The 24,410-nt window shown below is 36.0% G+C and carries 22 protein-coding genes, 1 tRNA gene and 1 pseudogene; 11 read left to right on the top strand and 13 right to left on the bottom strand.

What is annotated here, in order from left to right; all coding sequences use genetic code 11:
* Positions 1–138 precede the first annotated feature (138 nt).
* From V5N67_RS04975 to V5N67_RS04965, 3 genes are read right to left on the bottom strand one after another with little or no spacing between them, the layout of a single operon-like run.
* A complete protein-coding gene (locus V5N67_RS04975) occupies positions 139–537 on the bottom strand; it encodes a hypothetical protein (RefSeq protein WP_332060795.1) in 399 nt (132 codons plus the stop codon).
* Positions 538–589: 52 nt separating this feature from the next.
* Positions 590–1,651 (bottom strand): DUF1376 domain-containing protein, encoded by a 1,062-nt coding sequence (locus tag V5N67_RS04970; protein ID WP_332060794.1) that lies wholly within the window; start codon positions 1,649–1,651, stop codon positions 590–592.
* Positions 1,651–2,127: a crossover junction endodeoxyribonuclease RuvC gene (locus tag V5N67_RS04965; RefSeq protein ID WP_332060793.1), complete on the bottom strand. Its 477-nt coding sequence runs from the start codon at positions 2,125–2,127 to the stop codon at positions 1,651–1,653. The genes V5N67_RS04970 and V5N67_RS04965 overlap by 1 nt, the downstream gene beginning before the upstream one ends.
* A 124-nt stretch (positions 2,128–2,251) precedes the next feature.
* Here V5N67_RS04965 and V5N67_RS04960 point away from each other — a divergent pair, with 124 nt between their 5' ends.
* Positions 2,252–3,100: a hypothetical protein gene (locus tag V5N67_RS04960; protein WP_332060792.1), complete on the top strand. Its 849-nt coding sequence runs from the start codon at positions 2,252–2,254 to the stop codon at positions 3,098–3,100.
* Here the strand turns inward: V5N67_RS04960 and V5N67_RS04955 are convergent.
* Both V5N67_RS04955 and V5N67_RS04950 read right to left on the bottom strand, forming a co-directional pair.
* Positions 3,093–3,491 carry a hypothetical protein gene (locus tag V5N67_RS04955; protein WP_332060791.1) on the bottom strand — a complete coding sequence of 133 codons (399 nt, stop codon included), beginning with the start codon at positions 3,489–3,491 and terminating at the stop codon, positions 3,093–3,095. The genes V5N67_RS04960 and V5N67_RS04955 overlap by 8 nt on opposite strands.
* A gap of 60 nt (positions 3,492–3,551) precedes the next feature.
* Positions 3,552–3,812, bottom strand: a complete 261-nt coding sequence (locus V5N67_RS04950; RefSeq protein WP_332060790.1) for a helix-turn-helix transcriptional regulator — start codon at positions 3,810–3,812, stop codon at positions 3,552–3,554.
* Positions 3,813–3,920: 108 nt separating this feature from the next.
* Here V5N67_RS04950 and V5N67_RS04945 point away from each other — a divergent pair, with 108 nt between their 5' ends.
* The 7 genes from V5N67_RS04945 to V5N67_RS04915 all read left to right on the top strand — a co-directional run bounded on the left by V5N67_RS04945 (position 3,921) and on the right by V5N67_RS04915 (position 8,752).
* Positions 3,921–4,538 (top strand): LexA family transcriptional regulator, encoded by a 618-nt coding sequence (locus tag V5N67_RS04945; protein WP_332060789.1) that lies wholly within the window; start codon positions 3,921–3,923, stop codon positions 4,536–4,538.
* A 166-nt stretch (positions 4,539–4,704) separates the two neighbouring features.
* The gene (locus V5N67_RS04940; RefSeq protein ID WP_332060788.1) at positions 4,705–5,079 is read left to right on the top strand and encodes a hypothetical protein; all 375 of its coding nucleotides are present in this window, start codon (positions 4,705–4,707) and stop codon (positions 5,077–5,079) included.
* Positions 5,080–5,187: 108 nt separating this feature from the next.
* Entirely contained in the window at positions 5,188–5,946 is a 759-nt protein-coding gene (locus V5N67_RS04935) for an antA/AntB antirepressor family protein (protein ID WP_332060787.1), read from the top strand.
* Between the two features lie 11 nt (positions 5,947–5,957).
* Entirely contained in the window at positions 5,958–6,749 is a 792-nt protein-coding gene (gene bet / locus V5N67_RS04930) for a phage recombination protein Bet (RefSeq protein WP_332060786.1), read from the top strand.
* A 1-nt stretch (position 6,750) separates the two neighbouring features.
* Positions 6,751–7,374 (top strand): lambda exonuclease family protein, encoded by a 624-nt coding sequence (locus tag V5N67_RS04925; protein WP_332060785.1) that lies wholly within the window; start codon positions 6,751–6,753, stop codon positions 7,372–7,374.
* Between the two features lie 114 nt (positions 7,375–7,488).
* Positions 7,489–7,707 carry a hypothetical protein gene (locus V5N67_RS04920; protein ID WP_332060784.1) on the top strand — a complete coding sequence of 73 codons (219 nt, stop codon included), beginning with the start codon at positions 7,489–7,491 and terminating at the stop codon, positions 7,705–7,707.
* Positions 7,708–7,714: 7 nt separating this feature from the next.
* Positions 7,715–8,752 carry a tyrosine-type recombinase/integrase gene (locus V5N67_RS04915; RefSeq protein ID WP_332060783.1) on the top strand — a complete coding sequence of 346 codons (1,038 nt, stop codon included), beginning with the start codon at positions 7,715–7,717 and terminating at the stop codon, positions 8,750–8,752.
* A gap of 35 nt (positions 8,753–8,787) precedes the next feature.
* Here V5N67_RS04915 and V5N67_RS04910 read toward each other — a convergent pair whose 3' ends face one another.
* Both V5N67_RS04910 and V5N67_RS04905 read right to left on the bottom strand, forming a co-directional pair.
* Positions 8,788–9,831: a DNA cytosine methyltransferase gene (locus V5N67_RS04910; RefSeq protein WP_332060782.1), complete on the bottom strand. Its 1,044-nt coding sequence runs from the start codon at positions 9,829–9,831 to the stop codon at positions 8,788–8,790.
* Positions 9,824–10,735 carry a type II restriction endonuclease gene (locus tag V5N67_RS04905; protein ID WP_332060781.1) on the bottom strand — a complete coding sequence of 304 codons (912 nt, stop codon included), beginning with the start codon at positions 10,733–10,735 and terminating at the stop codon, positions 9,824–9,826. Before V5N67_RS04905 ends, V5N67_RS04910 begins: the two co-directional genes overlap by 8 nt.
* A 161-nt stretch (positions 10,736–10,896) precedes the next feature.
* Between V5N67_RS04905 and V5N67_RS04900 the strand changes: the two are divergent.
* Positions 10,897–11,094, top strand: a pseudogene (locus V5N67_RS04900) (tyrosine-type recombinase/integrase); the annotation flags it as partial.
* Between the two features lie 929 nt (positions 11,095–12,023).
* Here the strand turns inward: V5N67_RS04900 and V5N67_RS04895 are convergent.
* The 3 genes from V5N67_RS04895 to V5N67_RS04885 all read right to left on the bottom strand — a co-directional run bounded on the left by V5N67_RS04895 (position 12,024) and on the right by V5N67_RS04885 (position 17,243).
* Positions 12,024–13,412, bottom strand: coding sequence for an amino acid permease (locus V5N67_RS04895; RefSeq protein WP_332060780.1), 1,389 nt, complete (start codon positions 13,410–13,412; stop codon positions 12,024–12,026).
* Positions 13,413–13,958: 546 nt separating this feature from the next.
* Positions 13,959–15,497, bottom strand: coding sequence for a histidine ammonia-lyase (gene hutH / locus V5N67_RS04890; protein WP_332060779.1), 1,539 nt, complete (start codon positions 15,495–15,497; stop codon positions 13,959–13,961).
* A gap of 1,669 nt (positions 15,498–17,166) precedes the next feature.
* Positions 17,167–17,243 (bottom strand) — tRNA-Arg (locus V5N67_RS04885).
* Between the two features lie 210 nt (positions 17,244–17,453).
* Between V5N67_RS04885 and V5N67_RS04880 the strand changes: the two genes are divergently transcribed.
* Both V5N67_RS04880 and V5N67_RS04875 read left to right on the top strand, forming a co-directional pair.
* Positions 17,454–18,227, top strand: a complete 774-nt coding sequence (locus tag V5N67_RS04880) for an NAD kinase (RefSeq protein WP_332060778.1) — start codon at positions 17,454–17,456, stop codon at positions 18,225–18,227.
* Between the two features lie 149 nt (positions 18,228–18,376).
* Positions 18,377–19,780: a DEAD/DEAH box helicase gene (locus tag V5N67_RS04875; RefSeq protein ID WP_332060777.1), complete on the top strand. Its 1,404-nt coding sequence runs from the start codon at positions 18,377–18,379 to the stop codon at positions 19,778–19,780.
* A 58-nt stretch (positions 19,781–19,838) separates the two neighbouring features.
* Here the strand turns inward: V5N67_RS04875 and gltX are convergent, their stop codons facing one another.
* From gltX to V5N67_RS04860, 3 genes are all read right to left on the bottom strand, one after another.
* Positions 19,839–21,221 (bottom strand): glutamate--tRNA ligase, encoded by a 1,383-nt coding sequence (gene gltX, locus V5N67_RS04870; RefSeq protein WP_332060776.1) that lies wholly within the window; start codon positions 21,219–21,221, stop codon positions 19,839–19,841.
* 10 nt (positions 21,222–21,231) lie between these two features.
* Positions 21,232–22,893 carry an NAD+ synthase gene (locus V5N67_RS04865; protein WP_332060846.1) on the bottom strand — a complete coding sequence of 554 codons (1,662 nt, stop codon included), beginning with the start codon at positions 22,891–22,893 and terminating at the stop codon, positions 21,232–21,234.
* Positions 22,894–23,016: 123 nt separating this feature from the next.
* The gene (locus tag V5N67_RS04860) at positions 23,017–24,396 is read right to left on the bottom strand and encodes a class II 3-deoxy-7-phosphoheptulonate synthase (protein ID WP_332060775.1); all 1,380 of its coding nucleotides are present in this window, start codon (positions 24,394–24,396) and stop codon (positions 23,017–23,019) included.
* Positions 24,397–24,410 lie beyond the last annotated feature (14 nt).

Genomic DNA, 24,410 nt, shown 5'->3' with positions numbered 1-24,410 from the left:
GTCTTAGATTTTAATTTTTTATGGTTGTTCTCTTAAAAATCTTTCATCGCGTTGTACGGTGCATTTTTGTCGATTACGATGCCGATCTGATGCACAAATAATCACCACTTTGCACTAATTTGCTAAGTTAAGATACTCTCAAGCTGCGTTATCCTGCTGTGCTTTGGCAAAATACGCTTTTGCCTCTGCGGAATCTGAAGAATCAAGCATTCGCCTCAGTTCATCAAATTTTGCCGCAGAAATCGGCTCCTCTCCTTTTGGTTTTTGCTTAACCTCCGATCTTTCTAAATACTGAAATATGTTTTGAACGGCTTTTCGAACGCCATTTTCAAGCTGTTCACAATAAAGAAACAAATCTGTTGCTGATGGCATAAACGTTTTCGAAAAACCTTCTGCTTTACCTTTTATCACGTCTCTTATTGTCGTCTTAAGTCCCCACTGGCTCACCCCGTCAAGTGCAAAAAAATATCCAAGGGCAGTAGCCTTTTCATCTGCTGCAGTTGAGATTTTACGAGCACCAGATAGCACATCAAACATTAAACTGATCTCTTGCTCAGAAGCTTGGTTATCGAGTTGTTTTAAAGCCTCATTACCCAAGGCAATGACTTGCTCCGCTTCTGCAATCGATGGCTTTTGTCCCAGAAGCCAATGGAATGGTGGGTCTTGCGTCATCCTCGAAGAGAAATTTGTACGCACTGTCAGAATGTTTGATATTGCGTATGTGTTCAGCGACGCGGTGTCCCCAGCCACGCTGTTGACCTGTTTGGTAACTAGTTTCTTTTCCATAGTTGTTTCCTTTCGCTAAATTCTCGACAGTCCTACGCACCCAGTTGCGCCATGTCGCTGGCCAGTCATGTTTAGTCGCATCTTTCCCTGCCTTGGCATTCCAATAATCTCGAAATTTTGCAATCTCGAGATTAACGCGCTCTGGAGGCAAACCTCCCTGAATTGCACAATCGTAATCAGGCTCGAAATCATCTGGCAATCGACAACCCTGATCAGCTCTAGATCGTTTAACTTTTTTGGGAATATTCTCTTGCTCGTGAGTGGGAAATGATTTCACAGCGTCTGTGATTTTTGAACAATTGCTCGCATCTTCGTTTTGAACTGGAAGCGTCTTGAGCTCATCACTGCTATTTGGCTCGTGAAGGGGAAGAACAGTTTCTGAATCTTCGAAATCAATTTCTTTTTTTGCTAATACGATAGTATTAGTTTTTTTATTATATATGTTATTGTTAATGTGTTGTCGTGATGAAGTCATCATGACATCATCATGATCTCCTGATGAATTGTCTTTATGCTTATTATTTCTTCTAGTATTTGCAGCTTTTATCGCTTTTTCTGAAAGCTTATTAAAATTATCATTGCAATTTTTTAATTCTTCTTCAACTTGTGCACTCCATAAATTTCCATTTTCTAATTGAAGGATTAATTTTTTTCGTATGAGCTTTTCCAATGACTTTTTAAAAGCTTGCACTGAACAACCAACGGCGCGTGCTAAAACAGAAGTGTCATCATAAATCGGTTCACAGGCTCGATACATGAGAGCAGTGAGTGTACTATAAGCAGCTTTCTCTACTGCGTCAGTGCCAGCAAAGTCCATAATCCACTCTTGATAAAAATTACGCACCCAAGGTAGTTTATTTGCCATCAGTGATTTCCCCTTCTCTCCTTAATTAAATATAAAATTGCTAAAGCATCTGCTTCGTTATCATCTTGTGGCGCATGCCCTTTAGAACACACCGCCTTAATCATCTCTTCTTTCGAGGCATTCCCCTTCCCTGTCGTCGCTTTTTTAATCGTACATACTGGAATACCTTCATAAGGAATTTGGTGGTGTTCACACCAAGCCGTTAAGGTCGCTAAAAAACCACCATAAGCATGAGCAGCATCGGTACCAACGTGACGACGCACCTCTTCAAAATACACTGCATCAATGTGATTTGCTGCCATCATGATTTCTGTAAGCCATTGCTTAAAACGCAAGTAGCGCATCCCACCACCTTCAAAACGGCGTGGTTGAAAATTAACTGTTCCGCTTATTATGTGATTATCTGCACCACAAATCGCCCAACCCGTTTTGGTGCCTAAATCAACACAAAGAATGGTTTGTAAAGTAAAATCCATAATTCCCCCTGAAAAATATTGCGTGTTCGTATGTGCGCTATAATGGAGCGCTTAAACTGGCTCTCTTGCAAAAATGTTTTTGAAAAAATACCCTTTCGCTGATTCTAAAAAAGCGAGGGGAAGCATGATGCAAGATTGGATAGGTACACTTTTTACTGGTTTTGTATCATTTATTGTATCGCTTTCAGTGACACTTGTATCGTTTGTAGTAACACTTATTGTGAGAAGCAAAGACCGCAAAGCAGCAGCCAAAATCCGTGCAGATGATTTAGCAAGAACTGCAAAAAATAGAAAAGAAGATCGAGAGTGGGTAACAAAACAATTTATAGAAAGCCAGAAACAAACAGAAGCTCTTAAAGAGCAGGCTGAATCGACAAAGAGTCTTGCTGAATTATCACAGAAACATGTTGAAATTTTATTAGATAATAAAAAAGTACAGGACTTGGGTATACCACTGGTCGTATATATAGAAAAAGTATATTTCCCAACAGTGGACAATTGGAAAGTACTTTCCTTGAGGATAGAGAATAAAGCAGAAACTGCAATCCAGCTTTTAAGTATAAAGCTAAAAGACGATTCTCGCTTTATTCTTGGATATGAAATATACTGGTACGAGCCTAAAAGACCCCCTAGAACAACCCGATCACCATATATGGATCCTATAGATATTAGTGCTTTTGATGTCGTTCCTCTTCTTGCTTTTAATAAAACGCAAAAGAGAGAATCCATACCCCCCGCCACTTGGAAAAAAACAAAAAATTTTCGAACAGGACAAGAAATTAATTTTGATTTTTCTATACATCCCCACAAAAACACAAGTCTCTCTATTTCGGTAGCTGCACACAAAGAAAATATAAAAGAAAGAGTTACTTTACTCATTACTCACACATCCCCACTACAACCAGAAACAACAATGACTGTAACTATACAAACTAACCTCATGGATTTTAAGAAAGTGGATGAACTCATTTAGTAGACATGTTGAATGCATGATTTATGAATTTGATTTCTTTTTTTCTTTTTTCGATGAGCTGATCCCTTATGCTATTAAGCTCATTTTTGACTATAGCCATAAAAAAGACCAGCTCACTTAAGCGATCAAAAGATAACAAATCTCTAGAAAAATAATTATCAAACCAAGCAGTAAAAGCTTGCGTAAACACAGATGAAAACCATTGGTTAAAATCATCGTACGGATATAATGTAAAATAACTTCTATCATCATTCTCAAAGATACTGTGCAGCGTATAGAGAATAAAACTTGTTGATGGAAAATATGATCTTACTTGATAAGATGGTTCATTAAGCGAATGAGCATTGTAACACATATCTCTCTGTTCAATTTTATTAACAAGATCAATCATCTGGTCTTTGCTTATAGTGATCTGGTGCTGGTTATTTGCCATCTCTGTTTTTGCTCCAGTTTAAGAGTGTGAGCTGGGCTGTTGCTCATCGTTAACAGTAGAGACAGCAACTAAAGAAGACATAGAGCCAGAACAATCTGGCAATTGAGTCAGCTTTTGCTGCAACTTTAAATAATTTATTAGGGAGATAGAGCCTCTTTTTTCCCACTTACAAACAGCAGCTTGAGTTACACCAAGCATTTTTGCCATTTCTGATTGTGTCCAATTAAATTTGATCCGTACTGATTTAATAAGACTCTTAAAATTTTCTCGTTGATTCATTTAAAGGCTCCGATCATAACTTCACCCAAATAATTACTATAATTATAGTTATATAAAGTCAACAAAATTCATCTTTATCAATAATAAAAAAATAAGGTAAGCAGAACTATGAGTAATAAATCTAATATTATAAACCTTTTGAAAAAGATTTTAACCGAATTTAATTTAACGCAAGAAGATGTGGCTAAACGATTGAACGTAACACAAGCTTCAGTGTCAAAATGGCTAAAAGATTCCGATCCTCGAGGTTCTAATCGTGACGCTATTTTAAAACTATATAGAGAATTAACAGGTGAAAATCACTTCACAACCTTCGTGCCTCTCATGGGGTATATTGGAGCAGGAACACAAATAGATCCAAGTTTTGAGCAAATCCCCGAAGAAGGTCTTGCACAAGTAGAAATCCCCTTTGTTCTCCCTGATGATATGATTGCTTTTGAAGTTAGAGGAGAATCCATGCTCCCTGCTTACAAAAATGGAGACATGGTTATTGTTAGACGGCGCCAAACCAAAACAATAGAATCTTTTTTTGGTAAAGAAGTAGTTGTTTTAACACATGACAATAAAAGGTATATAAAGCAAATTAGTAGGGGAATGAATGGAGAAATAGATCTTCTTTCATGGAATGCATTACCTATTAAAAACGTTAAAATTATATGGATTGGAGAAATATTTGCTATTTTGCCGGAAGGTGCTTACGGCAAAATGATTCGCAATCATCCTTAATTATTACCTGAATTAAAAGTACACTTCCTTGCCTTTCCTACCCAGTAAAATGTCACTGTAGTTTTTAAATTATAATTTTTTATAATTTTTTACTTGATATTTTATAATTATAGTTATAAATATAAATCACATACAAGCAATCGCTTACAAGCGGAGGGGTAAAACTATGGAAAAGCCAATCTTTGTGAATTCTGATGAAATCTTGTTAGTCGTCTACAATAACGGTGAACACGTTGCTCAATCAGGACCATTCTATGATGAATTTGATATTTTGAAAGTTCTTGAAGGTACAGAAGGTGTAATCAAAGTCATTTGTATAGATAACTCAACCAAATACTGTGAAGACATCAGCGAAGAAATTGCAGAAGCATACATCAAGGAAAACGGTATTCTTCAATTCAACAGCACTGGACACCCTTTTATAGAAGAGAGCGATGCTTTTGATGCTTTTTGGGATGAAATAGCAAAACAAGAATATGAAGATGCACTGTACGGCACCTATGAGCAACAGCATCGCCTGCGTCCTTGTGACGTTCTGTAAAGTATACCTACGGGCGTTTTAGAGAGCGCTACCTTTCAATTCAATAAACATGAAATCCGCGATGAAAACGCTTATCGCTATTCTGCACAATGAATAATAGAGTTTATCATGCATAATCCTATAGCTATCACAAAAAGCACCATTAATGGTGAAACAATGCAAACAGTCAATGCACGTGAGTTGCATGCATTTTTAGAAGTGGGGAAACATTTTGCCACTTGGATCGCAGATCGTATTAATCAATATAAATTTGAAGAAGGAAATGATTTCATAAAAACACAAGATTTGCGGTTCCCAAAATCGGGAAGCGCAAAATCTAGAACTGTTATTGCAATTAACTACCATCTTACACTTGATATGGCAAAAGAACTTGCCATGGTAGAACGCAACGAAAAAGGCAAACAGGCACGACAGTATTTTATCGAATGTGAACGGCGTACAAAGGAAGTATCTGCACCAAAAATTGACTACTCGAGTCCTGAAGCGATGATTGGTTTTTTGACACACCTACAAGAAAAAATTGAACAGAAGAACAGTGTTATTGCTGAACTCAAACCAAAAGCAGAAGCGCTTGAGAGTTTAAAACGTTCTGATGGTTTGTTTGGGCTGACTGAAGCAGCAAAGGTACTGGAGGTGCGACCAAAGGATTTAATTGATTACTTGCGTGGACATGACTGGGTTTATCGTCGTGCTCCAAGTTCTCCATTGTTGCCTTATCAAGATAAGATCAAGAGAGGTCTGATGGATTGCCCAACCATTACTATTCAAAGACCTGATGGAACAGAGAAAATTCTTCCTTCAACAAAAATTACAACAAAAGGCATCAGCATTCTTTCTCAAGAGCTGAAAAGGCAAAGCATACATTAGAAGGATATTAAATGACCAATTCTCCATTAACAGTCATGGCGCAGAAATATGGTTTTTCCCATGACGAATTTCGACAAACAATTATCAAAACTTGTATCAATCATAACTTCTCTGACGAAGAATTTGCTGCCTTTATTTCTGTAGCCAATAGTTACGGTCTTAATCCGCTAACAAAAGAAATCTATGCACTTCCCAAAAGAGGCGGAGGCATTATACCCGTTGTTTCCATTGACGGATGGATTAAGATCATTAAATTAAATCCAAACTTTGATGGCATGACATTCCAAGATCAACTCGACAATAACGGTAATTTAGTTGCTATCAAATGTGCTATACGTTTGAAAGCTATTAAAGACCCCATCGAGGTCACTGAATATTTATCCGAATGCAAACAAAAAACAGACACTTGGCAAAAATATCCTGCACGGATGTTGCGTCATAAAGCGACCATACAATGTGCACGCTATGCTTTTGGGTTTTCTGGCATTTATGAAGAGGACGAAGCTGCACGTATTAATGGCGCAAACCACAGCCAACCGATTTCAAATGAAATGCTTCTAAAAATCCAAGAATTAATGGAGAAAACTCAAACAAAGGAAAAAACAGTACTTACTTTTGCAAAAGTCACAAAACTTACCGATATGTCTTATGAACAAGCACAAACGGTTTTGGATGGGTTGAAGAAAAAACAACACTTGCAAATAATTGAAGCGCAACAATCCTTACCACCGCAAGAACAACGAGACGCGTCTATACAAGATGCCGAATATGAACAAATTCAACAACAGACAACGGCGGTGTGAGATGGAACAAAGAACAGCACAATGGTTTCAAGCACGATTAGGCAAAGTCACCGCATCAAATATTTATAGCGTTATCAATAAAACCGCAAAAGGACTGCCTACAAGCAAATATGATGACTACAAAATCAAACTCATCACAGAACGCTTAACAGGAGAAATAAGCCCGTATTATGAAAGTGAAGATATGCGATGGGGAATTGAGCATGAAGATGATGCAATCGAAGAATATAGCTTCATTTATGATGCCAATGTAACAAAATGCGGCTTTGTGCCTCATCCTACAATTGCAATGGCAGGCGCAAGCCCTGACGGTCTGATTGGAGAGCATGGATTAATTGAAATCAAATGCCCAAAATCAACAACCCATATACGTTTCTTTATGGATCATGAAATCAAGCCTGAATATAGCGCACAAATGCAATTCCAAATGGCTTGTACAGGACGCAAATGGTGTGACTTTGTAAGCTATGATCCGCGTTTTACTGACCAATCATCACATTTGCGTCTCAAAATATGCCGCGTACACCGTGATGAGGAACAAATCGAACATATCAATAAAGCAGTCGAAGCATTTTTAGAGGAAATAGAACAAGACATGCAGCAGATATTGACTAAGGCTGCTTAACGTTATGGGGGTGCTATCTCCTCCCTAGCATCCCCACCCTCTTTCATAACAATTTTTCATTAAATGCGTGATTCACGTCACAAGTGAATTGCATCTAAAATTAGGAGACTCGATATGGCTCATCGTCAACCTACCATAACCCAACCAGCGATTGCTCGTGCTTTAAGAGAAGCCAAAAAACAAGGCGCAGAGGTTGTAGAAATCAAGCCCACTGGCGAGTTGTTAATCTATCTTAAAACTGGAATCGAAGTTCCTAAGACAGCTACCCCTCCAGACAGCTTATTAGACTTGTCAAAAGACGAGTATTACGAAGCTCTTCTCTCTAAGCTGTGAAACTCCCATGCCTAAACCACGTCCCCCTCATCTCGTTAAACAAATCACCCAGCATGGTAAAATTGTATGGTATGTACGTATCGGTCATGGATCACGACGTAGAGTACACGGAACTTACGGAACGCAAGAGTTTATCGACAGTTACAAAAGAGCGCTTGCTGAATTGCAAGGTATCATCCCTCCTAAACCTAAAGTAGGAAAACTTATTGAAGGTTCATTTGCATGGCTTCTCAAACAATATTTTAACAGCGTCGATTGGCATAGCCTAGCTAAAGGTACCAAAAAACAAAAAGAACTTATCTTGATGAAAGTATGCGACTCCATAGGAAATATTCCATACAGAGAAATCAAAAAAGCACATATTACAGCTGGAGTTGAACGACGCAAAGAAACACCAGCAATGGCTAGAAACTTTCTGAAAGCACTCAATGGTCTTTTTAAATGGGCAATTGATCAAAGTCTTTTAGAAAATAACCCAACCGTAGGAGTAAAGAGACCTCCCCTAAAAAATAAAGATGGCTTTCCTACTTGGACAGAAGAAGATATAGAGCAATATTATCAAAAATGGGCGATCGGTACACATGAACGTGTCTGGATCGATGTGCTTCTGTATACAGGTTTAAGACGTGGTGATGCAGTACGCATTGGCTGGAAAGATGTAAAAGATAATATTATTCATCTAAAGACAGAAAAAAGTAAATTTCAAACAGATGTCTTTCTTCCCATTTTACCTGAACTCACAGAAACCCTTAAAACTAATCCTACTGGAGATGAAACATTCATTTGTGGTAAAGAAGGTAAAAAATTAACTAAAGAAAGCTTTGGCAATCTATTTCGTGAAGCATGTAATGCAGCAGGAATAAAAAAGTCAGCACATGGATTAAGAAAATTAGCAGCAACACGTGCTGCCAATTCAGGTGCAACTTTATCTCAATTAAAAGCACTTTTTGGCTGGACAAATGACAGTATGGCATCTCTTTACACTAAGAGTGCTGACCGTAAAAAACTTTCTCTCGAAGCGATAAAAAAATTGCAGAAGAACTAAAAAAAATCTTCTATGACTTTACTTATAAATAAATCTCAAAGCAAGCCATTGCGGTGCGCTTCACATGCAAAAAAATTTGGCATAATTTTTTTACTACGCGAAAATTGTTCATGAGAGTTTATATTTTGATAATTTTCAGAAATCTTGATGTTTGCTTTCAATACTTTTTTCATTTCATTAGCTATAGCTCGAATAACAGGAACAGAAACACTATTACCAAACTGTTTGTATGCTTGTACATCTGACACAGGTATTGCAAAATTATCTGGAAATCCTTGCAATCTCGCAGCTTCCCTAGGTGTTAATTTTCGAGGATTTTTGTCACTTTGAGCTATCAAAATTTCACTGCCATCTTTGTAGTATCGTGCAGATATGGTGTTAGTATGCGAAGAATTTTGGTCTATCAAACTATAACCAAAACCTTTGCCATTTATTTTATTTTGTTTTTTTCGACGCTGATGTCCATCCCACAGTCTATCGCTAATCGTATATTTATCAGAAACATTAGTTTCTAAAATATCTCCTACTCTCGTTTGCACCAACAAAGGATCTGGAAACTTAAATTTTACAGATGAATCAGAAAAACCAACAATATAAATACGCTCTCGATTTTGAGGAACACCAAAATCACGCGCTCTGAGCACATCATAAAACACACTATACCCAACATCTCTAAGATGATGCAGAATTGTATTTAAAGTCTGTCCTTTATTGTGCCCCTTTAATTGCTTAACGTTCTCGAGTAAAAACGCTTGAGGTTTCCTATAAGATAAAATTCTTTTTATATCGAAAAATAAAGTCCCTCGTGTATCAGAAAAACCTTTTTTTAAGCCTGCTTGAGAAAAAGGCTGACACGGAAATCCCGCTAGCAAAATATCGTGTTCTGGTACATCGCATTCGTTAATTTGTGTAATGTCACCATAAATGAATTCATTACCAAAATTAGTTTGATACGTCTGTATAGCATGAGTATCAATTTCAGATGTAAAAACACACTGCACACCAGACTTGCTGAAAGCCTGCTCAAAGCCCAATCTTATCCCTCCAATGCCAGCAAATAAATCGATGATTTTAAGCATTTTTTCTCCAAAAATCAAAAACCTCTGGAATCGTTTCCAAAAAATATGTCTCAAAATCAATAATAAAAGGATTACACTTGAAACAACCTCTATTTTTGATTTCTCTTAAAACAACTAAAACAATATCCATCTCAGATATCTGCTGTACCATTTTTTCTTGCACAGTATCATCAATAGTCAATAAGTAAACACGATTAACTCCTAATCGCTGCTTTTCTTCCACAACCTCCCGCCAACGCTCTCGTAAAGTAGTTTTTATTGAACCAATTATAACCTTTTCGTGGCATTGCTTGAATTCTTCAATACCAGGCAAAATCGAATCAACGAGACTACTAGATTTACCAAAAATTTCACTTATTCCACTCTTCACTACACGTTGTGAAGCAAACGAATATTTGAAGTGATTATATAAGTAATATACAATATCTTCCAATGTTTTTCCAGCTCGTGATCGATTCGATTGTGTATTACTTACACAAAAGCTATAAAGATATGGACCCATAATCTCAGTATAATTGCCAAACGTTTCCATTAACTTTTCAAAAAAAATATTTTGATCAGTAGCATTAAACTCAAAAAAAGCATCAGCCAAATGTTTTATTTTTGAATTTTGAATGCCGAATTTTTTTCCTATTTCTCTAAAAACAACACCATTTAAAATTGCTTCCTTTTCCAAAAGAATTTTATAAGCTTCTCTTCTTAAGAAGCAAATGGTGTCGGAAATTCTATTATCTGAAAGATAATTAAATATAATACTTTCATTTTTTTGTATCACCGATTCCAATATTTCTTCATTAGAAGGTACGAGTAAACCTCTTTTTTTTTTTAAATAATTTTGGAATTCTTTTTTTTGATCTTCATTTAATCGAAAAGAAGATATTTTTAAGGAGGAGGATTGCGCCATTTTGAATCTCTGTAAATAAATATAGAATCTAATATGACGCTAATTAGCACGTTGCTAAAAATAGAAACAAGTATCAAGTTGATTTTCTGTTTATCTTTACAACTTTGCAAACAAAATAAAGACAATAACTCATAAAAAAATTTTATCGAACGTACGCACAAGCAGGCTTTTTTGAATCAGCACATGGATTAAGAAAATTAGCGGCAACACGTGCTGCCAATTCAGGTACAACACTTTCACAAATGAAGGCACTCTTCGGATGGACAAATGACAGTATGGCATCTCTTTACACTAAGAGTGCTGACTGTAAAAAATTTTCTCTAGAAGCGATAAAAAAGCTTCAAAAAAGTGAGGGATAGGATGCTAAAAAAATTAATAGAATCAATAACCATACAATTCCCTCACCTTGTAATAACCCATTGATTTTAATAACTTTATTCGCGCCTGTCACGCCCACCATTCTTTTTTATAAAGATAGTAAATCGATTTTAGTCGTGTATTTTTTATAATTAAAAGCTTGGCGTAAAAGTGCGAAAACAGATTTTTAAATTTACATTTGACAAAACGCATCAAAATCATCGTTAAAAAGCAGTTAAGCGATTAGATGATATAGAGATTATCATTCATCACAGATGAAGAATCAATAAATTAAGGATAACAATATTTAACTTTGTTTTTTGTCTTATCATAAAGACATTTTCAACGCTTTTTAACACTTTTTTAAATGGTTGTACAAAACTTATAAATGGAAAGATTTTGAGCTTTAAAATTCTCACAGAAATTCCAGTTTATTGCGAAAATCTGCTTGCATTAAACAGTTATTAATGAGCACATTTGCATTGATTTTTAAGTTTTTATAATTTTACATAGCTACCAAAAAAAATTTAGACTCCACGTTTTGACTTAAAAAAAATGAAAAAATTAACTGGTTCACTCTGAATTTTTTTGCAATAGAAAATGATAGTACTTCTTATAATTGCACTTCTCTATAAAGCAATATTTCTAATCAATAGATTGAAAAAACTTATATTATCCCTCACGACACCCTTCCTTCTGGTAAAAAATTGAAGTCTCCCGCACCCTTATTGTTTAATTAAGCTCTATTTATGGTATTTCATGACATTGTAAATCGTCAACAATCACCTATTAATTTGATGACTGTTCCCATTTACATAACTTTCCAGCCATTATTAGGCAATAACGCACAAATAGCTCCAAAATAAAATAACAAAGTTAGCGAACGTTATTTCATTGTGCAATCATCAACTATTCATTTTCAAATAAAGTTTTACTCATACTTTGATGCACTTTTCTCTTGTTTCGAATTAAAAAATTTAAGTGCATAAAAGCAAATAACAAGCCAAAAAATCCAACTGACACCTACAATCAAAACTGGTCGCGTACCATCAAAAAACCATAACAAACCAAAAATAAAAATCATAAACAAAATAGAAAAAATCGACCCTATTGGCCATAATGGAATTGGAAATTTTAAATCACGATGTACTTTCTTAGGCATTTTTAGCCGCATAAAAATTTGTGAAAGTAAAATCATCATCCAAACAAAAACTGTTGCAAAAGTAGCCATTGCTGTAATAAGAAAAAAAAGTTGGTCGTGGTATAAATAATTAAGAAAAACTCCAAAAAGAAAAATGCCCAAGATGAGTAAAATAACAAAAATTGGTATACCGTTTTTTGATAAATGTTGAAACTTCTTTAACGCATAACCTTCATGCGATAGCCCATGTATCATACGACCAGCTCCATACATTCCACTATTCATCGCCGAAATGGCTGCTGTAACAACGACAATGTTCAAAACATTAGCTGCTGATGAAATCCCAAGGTTTTCAAAAATTGAAACAAAAGGACTTTTCATAAGACCAATTTCATTCCAAGGATAAAGTGACATTAAAATGGCTAAAGTCATGATATAAAAAAGCAAAATACGAATCGGAGTAGAATTAATTGCCTTTGAAATAGTATAATGAGGATCTTGTACTTCCATCACTGCCATCCCAATGATTTCAATGCCACCAAAAGCAAAGACAACAACACTAAAACAAGCTAAAAAACCAAACCAGCCATTGGGAAAAATACCACCATTTTTCCATAAATTATGAATATTAACAGCAGAAGAAACTGTACTTGTGCCCCAACCAAATAAAATAATTGCTACTCCTAAAACAATCATAGCAATAATAGCAATGACCTTAATAAAAGATAGCCAAAACTCTAGCTCACCATATACTTCTACTGCTGCCAAATTAATACCAGTAATGATCAGTGTGATACTAAGTGCCCATATCCAAGGGGCAACATCAGGATACCAAAATCCCATATAAGTTGCAAAAGCTGTAATATCGGCCAAACAAACAAGAACCATCTCAAAGACATATGTCCATCCTGTTAAAAAACCAGCCAATGGTGATATGTAGTTTGCAGCATAACGAGCAAAAGAGCCTGGCAATGGATTATGGATAACCATCTCACCAAGAGCTCGCATAACCATAAAAATAACTAAACCAGCGATACAATAAGCAATTAAAACACTCGGACCCGCAAGCTTAATCGCTTGTGCAGACCCATAAAAAAGACCCGTACCAATAGCAGAGCCAAGAGCTAAAAAAATAACTTGGCGCTTACTCATACCTCGTTTAAGTTCATTTTTTACCATTTTTTGCCTTATTTAAAACGCGATCCCCCCCTTCATAAAGATAAAATTCATAAATTAATAAACATCAAAGTCAATCGAAGTGCGAAAAACCTCTAATGAATCTGAAAAACTTACAGTTTTGATTGCTTCATTTTCATAAAATAGAACAACATCATTTTGCGGTTAAAACGCATAACTTCATTTTAAACGGTGTGAATGCAATGGACGTTGACTATAACAAAAAAATAGCTCCCTTTTGTCCTCTTAATTTCTACAACTGAGGATACTTTTCACATATCCTCACAGCACTCAAATTTAACGTCTGTTGCATTTAGCAAAAAAACTTTTTAGGAGCAAGTATCATCAAACGCTCAACATAGTGATAAAAATTTCTCTGCATAACTATAATAACATCCGCCAACCTGTCATAAAAAGAATGAATATGCCATCAATCAATCAATGGCATATTCATTACAATATTCAAATATATCGTCGAGTCTCAAAATTCTGTGTGAGGAATCCTCAAAATTAAGTATCTCTCCTTTTTACTTGATTTCACAATAAATATTATTTTGGTTCTAGTTGTGGAAAAACTGTCTCTGGTAAAACGGATAGTAAGTGTCCTTCACTCACAAGCAAATGCCCTTTATGGAGATCTGGGGCCATATAGCGATCTGCCTTAAGAGTATCAATATCTTTGCGTAAATGCTCCATAACAGACTGTAATAAAGCGCTTGTTTTTAAAGGAGCACGATACTCAATTCCTTGTGCTGCAACAAGCGTTTCAATACCAATAATAGTAAAAAGGTTTTCACTCATTTCCAATAATCGGCGAGCGCCATGGCAAGCCATTGAAACATGATCTTCCTGATTTGCTGAAGTTGGTGTTGAATCAACTGATGCAGGATGTGCCATTTGTTTATTTTCAGACATTAAAGCAGCTGCTGTTACTTCAGCAATCATAAAACCTGAATTAAGACCCGCGTTTTGTGCTAAAAAAGCTGGAAGTCCATAAGAAATTGCTGGATCAACCATAAGAGCAATGCGTCTTTGAGAAATTGACCCTATTTCACATAAAGCAAGAGCAATCTGATCAGCCGCAAATGCAACAGGCTCAGCATGAAAATTTCCGCCTGAAACAACTGCACCATCACTTAAAATCAAAGGATTATCTGTAACTGCATTTGCTTCAATAATGAGTGTTTTTGCTGCTGCTGTAAGAACATCAAAACACGCACCCATAACCTGTGGTTGACAACGTATACAATAAGGATCTTGCACACGACTATCACCACGCAAATGTGCATCTCGAATTTCTGACCCCTCTACAAGCTGTTTTAGTGTTTGCGATACAACAATTTGCCCATAATGACCACGTAAAATATGGATATCAGGATGGAACGGCGCTGTTGACCCCATAATAGCATCTGTTGTCAATGCCCCTGCAAGAAGTCCACCACACAATGCCCGATAACCTCGAAAAAGACCCGCAAGAGCAAGTGCTGTCGATGTTTGGGTACCATTAATAAGAGCCAAACCTTCTTTTGCTTCTAAAACAATAGGAGATAACCCTGCTTTCTCTAAAGCAGCTGCCCCACTCATGCGCGTATTTTGAAAAAAAGCTTCTCCTTCTCCCATCATAACAGCAGCCATATGAGCAAGAGGAGCAAGATCACCTGATGCACCAACTGACCCCTTTTCAGGGATAACAGGAATAACCCCTTTTTCAAGCATATTTTCTAATAAATGCACCAATTCTAAGCGAACACCAGAAGCACCTCGCCCCAGCGAAATAAGCTTTAAGGTCATTATTAAACGCACAATATTTTCCGCTAAAGGCTTCCCTACACCACAACAATGTGACAAAATAAGATTTTTTTGTAAAACAGTCACGTCGTTTGTATCAATTTTAATCGAAGCTAATTTGCCAAAACCAGTATTAATGCCGTAAACTGGCTCACTCCCAGCTGCAATTTCAGCAATGCGTTTTGCTCCTTTTTTAATAGCGAAATGCGTATCACTATGAAGTTTGCTCACTTCACCATTTAAATAAACAGCCTCAAGTTCGTTAAGCGTTACCTTACTTGGATTTAGTATAATAGTCATAATTTTCTTTCTTATTTATTTAAAGTATAATACTTTGAATGTCGTTTGTTTATTCTATAAAACAAAAAAGAGTACAATAATTTTATAACACTTATATGATGAATTAAAACCAATTAGGTAAATAAAATTTACAAATTATTTTATTTACTAAACATAAATACTTTATGATTACCTTTTTTAGCGCATTATAGAAATGAAAATATCAAATAAATAATATTCAATACAATTAATTGATTCTAAATTTAAATGAAATTTTCTTATTAAATACCAAAAATAAAAAAATTTATTTTATAATAATTATTATTATACATAATTAGATATCGAAAAAATAAAATTATATACGATATCATTATTTACAAATTATTCATTATAAAATATAAAATTAACAAAAAATTATAATTTTTAAGTTAATATCAAATATTCAAATTTAATTAATATAAAATTATTTGAAATTTTAGTTTATAATTACTAAATGTACATATTATCATAATCAATGATATGTTATGGTAAGTATAATAGTTTGTTTATACGAATGAGTGAATAAAATTACTGAATAATTTTCATAAAGAAGTATCGGTACCATACACTCAAGAAAACAGCTTAAGGCATAATAGCAGCTAGAAAAAATATCAATGATCAAAACACTGTTCTTCACAGAGTCTATGATTAGAGCACCAATAACAAATTTGCTTCAGAGCTAAAATGGATGATGAAGTGTAAAACTATGACAGTAAATAAAGATTACCTCATTACAAAAAATGCAAATAGCTGAGCTTTGAGACTATGAGAAATGCTTGTCTTACGAATTATCGCTGTTCGTATGGAAGACGTAAAAATATATAAAACTGTAAGCAGTCTGCTAAAATTAAACATAAAAGGATCGTGCATATACACGCTTCAATATTGTTTACAGAGAAAAAAATAACCTATGACGGTATAATATTATATCAAATTAAAGCTTACAGAAACTTTGGAACTACTACGAAAGAAAAATAGGTGCCTAAATAGCATCCTGCAACATAAAGAGAATACGTGAATATCTAAAAATGCTAAAGTCTACAAAATGCGGTAGTTAGCAGTGCTATCAGAATTCTCAATGTTACTGATAAAACACGTATTTTTGAATTTTCTAAAGTTAGCGGCAGTACCACGCTTTCAATGAGAATCATTTTGCTGGTAATACTTTAATTTTTTGCAATACCATATTATACGGCAGTATCCATATTAGCGAACTAATACCAATTACTAAGATTAATGCAATAATTGTACTTCTTAAGTTAATACAGTTACTGTTTAAATGTTTTAATTGATGGGTGTTCAACGTCTATGGTACTTTTTAATTATATATATTTCAAAAAGTAAAAACTTCTTTAGTTAGTTTTTAGTGCACTAGCCCTTTACTTATAAATTTCAAAAATTAACTGCCTCTTAGGCTTCCTTTGCATAACCACCACTTACTTCAAGATTTTCTTGATAATCAAACTGTAAAAAACAAGTTTTTGCTTCTTTGTAAGTATTTAATTTTATTTTTATTAAAAATAACAACTATGCTCACATAGCCAATAATCCGCAATATTACGATAATCCACTTTCTTAAAATTAATGACAACTGAGCATTTTGGATCATGTAACCAAAAAAAAATTATTGAGTGAATTTTAAAAAATAAAGTGGTGCACCCGACAGAATTCGAATCTGTGACCTCTGCCTTCGGAGGGCAGCGCTCTATCCAGCTGAGCTACGGGTGCTTATAGCTAACTTCAAAATCAGCTGTAGTCTTTTAACTGATCATACTCTTAGCTTCAATGATGAATTATCATTTAAAAGAAATATTTAAAATACGCGTTTATGGTTTATACAATTCTGCAATCTTCTTATCCTATACAACTTTTATTATAATTTCAAAACTCTAAAAAATAAGTTAGAAGTAAATTGCAAATATATCAGGATAATTTTTAATGACTACATTACCAAGCCGCTTTCATTTCATTTCCGCTGAAACTCAAGAAGCCATTAAAGCTATGAATAAATTAATTTCCATTTATGGTCACTCTTCTCTTGAAGAAACTGATGTTGTTATTGCAATTGGTGGTGATGGAACAATGTTACAAACAGTGCGAAATGTTATGGACACTGGAAAACCTATTTATGGCATGAATCAAGGCTCTGTAGGTTTTCTTATGAATGAGTTTCATGAACAAAATCTGCCAAACCGCATTGCTGCCGCACATAAAAAAGAAATCCATCCACTGCGCATGATTGCAGAATCTGAATATCAAGGTTATGTTGAGGCACTCGCAATCAACGAAGTGTCTCTTTTTCGTCAGTCTTATCAAGCAGCTAAAATTCGTATCAGCATTGATGGTAACGTACGCATGGAACAATTAAGCTGTGATGGCATCCTCGTTGCTACACCAGCAGGATCTACTGCATATAATTTGTCAGCACACGGACCAATTTTGCCTCTCATGGCTCCCCTTATGGCACTTACCCCCGTTAGCCCCTTTCGCCCTCGACGCTGGCATGGAGCATTGCTTCCCAATACAGTAACAGTGCGCTTTGATATGCTCGAACCCAATAAACGCCCTGTAAATGCCGCAGCCGATAATGTTGAAGTTAAATCTGTTCGCTCAGTTACCATTGCATCAGCTGCTGAAGTAACAGCTTCAATCCTTTTTGACTCTAATCATTCATGGGACGAACGTATTTTATCAGAACAATTTCGCTATTAATTATTTATATTATGCATATTATACATATATAGTCGTTATAGTTGACTTTTTTGTAAATGCGCCTTAACCATCTTTAATGATGTAGAATGTTTAATCTTGCTAACAATTCGAATAACTAGGTTAAAATTCCAAAGCAATTGACAGGAAAAATGATATCACCTTCAAACAGTTTCGATGACTTAGGTCTTTCCGCAAAGGTTCTTAAAGCAGTAAAATCAGCGGGATATACAGCTCCAACGCCTATTCAGAGTAGAACGATTCCTCATGTTCTTCAAAAAAAGGATGTTTTAGGAATCGCTCAAACAGGAACTGGGAAAACCGCCTCTTTTGTTTTACCTATGCTCACATTACTTGAGAAAGGTCGTGCAAGAGCAAGAATGCCACGAACTCTCATATTAGAACCAACACGAGAGCTTGCAGCCCAAGTTAAAGAAAATTTTGATAAATACGGGATAAATCATCGTTTAAATGTCGCACTTTTAATTGGCGGTGTTTCTTTCGAACACCAAGATCGTAAACTTGAGCGGGGTGCCGATGTTCTTATAGCAACACCAGGACGTCTCCTTGATCATTTTGAGCGTGGCAAATTACTTCTAATGGGTGTTGAAGTTCTTGTTATTGATGAAGCTGATCGCATGTTAGATATGGGGTTTATCCCTGATATTGAACGCATCTGTAAAATAACTCCCTTCACGCGTCAAACTTTATTTTTTTCAGCAACAATGGCGCCAGAAATTACAAAATTGACAAAGCAATTTTTACATTCTCCTGTATCTGTTGAAGTGACAAAAGCATCCTCAACAGCAACAACAATTACACAACGACTTGTTAAATCTGGAAGTAAAGCATGGGATAAAAGAGCTGTTTTGCGAGACCTGATCCATAATGAAGGCGATGAACTTAAAAATGCTATTATTTTCTGTAACCGAAAGAGAGATATTTCTGAACTTTTTAGGTCACTCGTCAGACATAACTTTAGTGTAGGTGCACTTCACGGAGATATGGATCAGTATTCACGTATGAATACACTAACTGATTTTAAAGACAATAAACTCACACTTCTTGTCGCATCTGATGTTGCTGCCCGTGGGCTCGACATCCCAGCTGTCAGTCATGTTTTCAACTATGATGTTCCTACGCATGCTGAAGATTACATTCATCGTATTGGCCGGACAGGGCGTGCAAATCGTAGCGGAAAAGCTTTTACGATTGTCACAAAAGCTGACCAAAAATATATCAGTGCCATTGAAGAAATAAGCAACGAAAAAATTGAATGGTTGAATGGAGATTTATCAACCTTAATGACCAATGACCAAGACAATGACTCCGTTTTAAAAACAAAGCCTACAAGATCATCAAAGAAAACTCCTCGAAAAGGAGGGACAGCACAAGCAAAAAAATCCTTAAAAGATGACAAAGCAGATTACACTGAGAATATCAATAATAAAGAGAACCCACCTGAACGACACCGTACTCGGAAAAATAAAAATCAAACTTTCCTTGGATTTGGCGATGATATTCCAGCATTCATGCTTATCAAAATCCGCAATTAAATTAAATATTTGGCTTGATAATATAGAAAAATTGCTAAAATCTCCCGTATCGCTGCTTTCATCCCCCCCCTTGAATAGTCAATCTTTTTATTACCTTCTCACGCCCTAAAAGTTGCAAAAGTTTTCCCATTTCAGGACCGTGATCCATTCCAGTCAGTGCCTGACGTAATGGCATAAACAAGGCTTTCCCTTTACGACCTGTTTTTTCTTTTAACGTTGTTGTCCACACTTTCCAACTATCATCATTCAATGTACCCTCAGGTAAAAAATCAATCGACTGATGCACAAATGCACGATCTTCAAGTGCGGCTGTATTAAAATTCTGGTCATCATGAATAATTTTCCACCACAAAGCAGCATCATCCACTTTATCAATATTACCTCTTATCGTATTCCAAAAATATTCTGCTTTTTCCCCATCAATAAAAAGATTTTTAAGCCGTGTTTTAACTTCCTCATAGGTTAATTCATGAACAAGATGACTATTTAAAGCAAAAAGATCAACAACATCAAACTTTGCAACTGATCTTGACGTATCTTGAAGATTAAAATGCTCTAAAAGAGCTGCTTGATTGGGGTAAGCATGTACATTTTGTGACGTTCCAATCAAAACAGCAAGACACTGAACAGCCATAGATTCCATTCCCTCTTTCCGTAAAGAGCGAATGGAAAGATCATCATCACGTTTTGAAAATCCTTTTCCTGAAACTGTAGTCAATAAATTAATGTGACCAAACATTGGTGGACTTACCTTAAGAGCTTCAAAAAGAGCAAGCTGTGCAGCTGTATTGGTGATATGATCATCACCACGAATAATGTGTGTAACCCCCATATCTATATCATCAACCACAGACGGTAGTGTATAAAGATAGCTTCCATCTTCACGAATTAAAACAGGATCTGAAAGAGAAGCCAAATCAATCGTCTGCCTCCCCTTTACAATATCTTCCCAAGAGACTTCGGTTCGTTTTGTATGCAATGGATCATTTTCAAAATTAGGTAAAAGAAAACGCCAATGAGGTTTACGACCTTGAGCTTCAAATGCTTTTTGATCTTCTGGTGTTAATTTTAATGCTTCACGATCATAAACAGGAGGTCTTTTGCGTGAAAGCTGAATTTTGCGGCGCCGCTCCAATTCTTCTGCCGTTTCATAACAGGGATAAAGAAGACCGCTTTTTTTTAAAATTTCCGCAACTTTATGATATCGATTCACACGTTTAGATTGGTAATAAATTTCATCTGGTTTTATACCAAGCCATTCAAGATCAACCATAATACCATCAACATACTCTTGTTTAGAGCGCTCAACATCTGTATCATCGAAGCGCAAAATAAATACTCCATTATTCGCCTGTGCATAAAGCCAGTTAAACAATGCAGTGCGAGTATTACCAATATGGATATAACCTGTTGGAGATGGGGCAAAACGAACTTTTATCATTTAATAATGCTCAACTTTTATCACGAAAATGATTGACAATAGGATAACGACGATCGCGTCCAAAATTCTTATAACTAACTTTTACACCAGGAGCAGATTGTCGTCTTTTGTATTCTGCTAAATAAAGAAGGTGTTCAATTTTCTCAACCGTTTCTCTTAAATGTCCACGTTTAACAATATCACCAACACTCATGTCGTTTTCTATAAGAGATTGCAAGATATCATCTAGAATAGGATAAGGAGGAAGAGAATCTTCGTCTTTTTGATTCTCCCGAAGCTCTGCGGAAGGTGCTTTTTCTATAATATTGGGCGGAATTACAATCTCTTTTGGCCCTTTAAAATTTTGCAAATGGTTTTTATTGCGCCACCCAGCCAATGCGTAGACCTGCATTTTATAAATATCTTTAATGGGATTAAATCCTCCGTTCATATCACCATAAAGAGTTGCATACCCTACAGCCATCTCCGACTTATTTCCTGTTGTTATCACCATTGAGCCAAATTTATTCGAAAGAGCCATTAAAATAGTCCCACGTATACGGCTTTGAAGATTTTCTTCTGTAGTATCAGATGGTAACCCTAAAAAAACAGGAGCCATTGTATTTAAAAAAACCTCAACAGGTTGCGTAATCGATAATATTTCATAACGACATCCTAAAAAATGCGCGCAATCTTTAGCATCCTTCAATGATTCTTGCGAAGTATAATGATAGGGCATCATTACAGTACAAACTCTCTCAGCGCCAAGTGCATCTACCGCCATTGCAGCGCAAAGTGCTGAATCAATTCCTCCTGAAAGACCAAGAATAACATTCTTAAAGCAATTTTTCTTGACATAATCTCTTAAGCCCAACACACAAGCCTGATAATCAGCAGCTAACCCATTGAGAAGATCTTCATTTGGACCAGAAATACAGTGCCATCCAGTAAATTTTCGTTTCCAATGGCTCAAGGCAATATGGCTTTTAAAATGTTTCATTTGAAACACCATTTTACCCTGCTCATTCAACGCAAAAGATCCTCCATCAAAAACTAATTCATCCTGACCACCAACTTGATTAGCATAAATAATCGGCACACTGGATTGAATAGCTTGTGCACGAACAACCTCTATACGTTTTAGTGCTTTGTTACGACAATAAGGAGATCCATTAAGAACAAGAATAATTTCAGCTCCTTTATTGCTAAGCTCTGCACAAATAGAGGAATCATTCCAAATATCTTCACAAATCACTATTCCCAATTTTATTCCATGATAGATAATAGGCTCAGGACGTGGACCAGGAGAAAATACACGCTTTTCGTCAAATTCAGCATAATTAGGTAAATCAAACTTCAAGATTTCAGACACTATCTGCCCTGCATCAAGAAGCATAGCACCATTATAAATATTGCCGTTATGTCTTAGAGGAACACCAATTACGATTCCTGGTCCCCCTTCTGTTACCTTCGCTAATTTTTTAACGGCATCTTCGCATGCCTTTATAAAAGTAGGCTTCAAAACAAGATCTTCTGGAGGATAAGCACTTATAAAAAGCTCCGTGAGTAAAACAAGATCAGCTCCCTCTTCTTTAGCTTTTTGATGCGCCATCACTGCAAGAGAAAAATTTCCCTCAATATCACCAACAACAGGATTTAATTGGGCAATCGCTACCCGAAAATCATTTTTCATAAGTCTCTGTATCATCTCATCAGCTTGGCAATCACAGCTCTATTGTAATCACCCAAATACCCATTTTTTCAAAAAGCCACCCATAAATACCTAAAATAATAAAACGTTTATGTAATTTTCTGTTTAGCCATTCATGCCTACAGCTAATAGATCAGTATCACGATTTTTCTTAAGAAGTTCCGCAACAAGAAAGGCTAATTCCAATGCTTGATCTGCATTCAATCGTGGATCACAATGCGTATGATAGCGATTAGATAAATCTTCTACAGAAATAGCATGTGCACCACCTGTACACTCTGTTACATCACAACCAGTCATTTCAATATGAATTCCACCTGGATAAGTCCTTTCTTCACGGTGTATTGAAAAAAAATTTTCTACTTCCTTTAAAACATAATCAAAGGGGCGCGTTTTATAACCATTTATGGTAACTGTATTGCCATGCATTGGATCACATGACCATATAACTTTACGATTCTTGCACTTAACTGCACGGATCAGTTTTGGAAGATATTTCTCAATCTTATCATAACCAAAACGAGTAATGAGAGTCAGCCGACCCGACTCATTTTCAGGATTCAGAGTATCAATCAAACTTAAAAGCTCATCAGGCTCAATGGAAGGACCACACTTCAACCCAATAGGGTTTTTAATACCGCGGCAATATTCAACGTGAGCATGATCAATCTGACGCGTACGATCACCAATCCACAACATATGACCAGATGTCGCATACCAATCTCCAGAGGTCGAATCAATCCGTGTTAAAGCTTCTTCGTAACCAAGCAAAAGTGCTTCATGACTGGTATAAAAAGGTGTTTCACGTAATGAAGAGTTCGTTTTGGGCGTAATTCCTATAGAGCGCATAAAATCAATTGCTTCAGAAATACGCTCTGCCAATAGCTTATAACGCTCCCCCTGTGGGCTATTAGAAATGAAACTCAACATCCACGTGTGAACATTTTCTAAATTAGCATATCCACCTTGTGAAAAAGCGCGTAAAAGATTAAGCGTTGCTGCTGATTGACGATAAGCCATTGACATTCGTCGTGGATCAGGAATACGAGAATCCATACTAAATTCGATACCATTAATAATATCTCCTCGATAAACAGGAAGCTCGACTCCTTCTTTGCTTTCCATATTAGAAGAACGTGGCTTTGCAAACTGACCAGCAATGCGACCAACCTTCACAACTGGCTTAGAACTCCCAAAAGTTAAAACAATTGCCATCTGCAAAAACACACGAAAAAAATCACGAATATTATCTGCTTCATGCTCTGCAAAGCTTTCAGCACAATCTCCACCTTGCAATAAAAAAGCCTGACCTTCCGCAACTGCTGCTAATTCATTTTTTAAATTCCGTGCCTCGCCAGCAAAAACCAAGGGAGGATAGCTGCGCAATTTTTGTTCAATATCTTCTAACACAGATTTATCTGGATAATCTGGAACTTGTTTAATTGGCTTTGCTCTCCAAGAGTTAGGCACCCATTTTTTTATCATTGCACTTCTCTCCA

This window comes from Bartonella rhinolophi (assembly GCF_036576165.1).
Lineage (GTDB): Bacteria > Pseudomonadota > Alphaproteobacteria > Rhizobiales > Rhizobiaceae > Bartonella.
The sequence above is the reverse complement of the archived record's forward strand: the minus strand, read 5'-3'. Positions and strand labels throughout refer to the sequence as shown.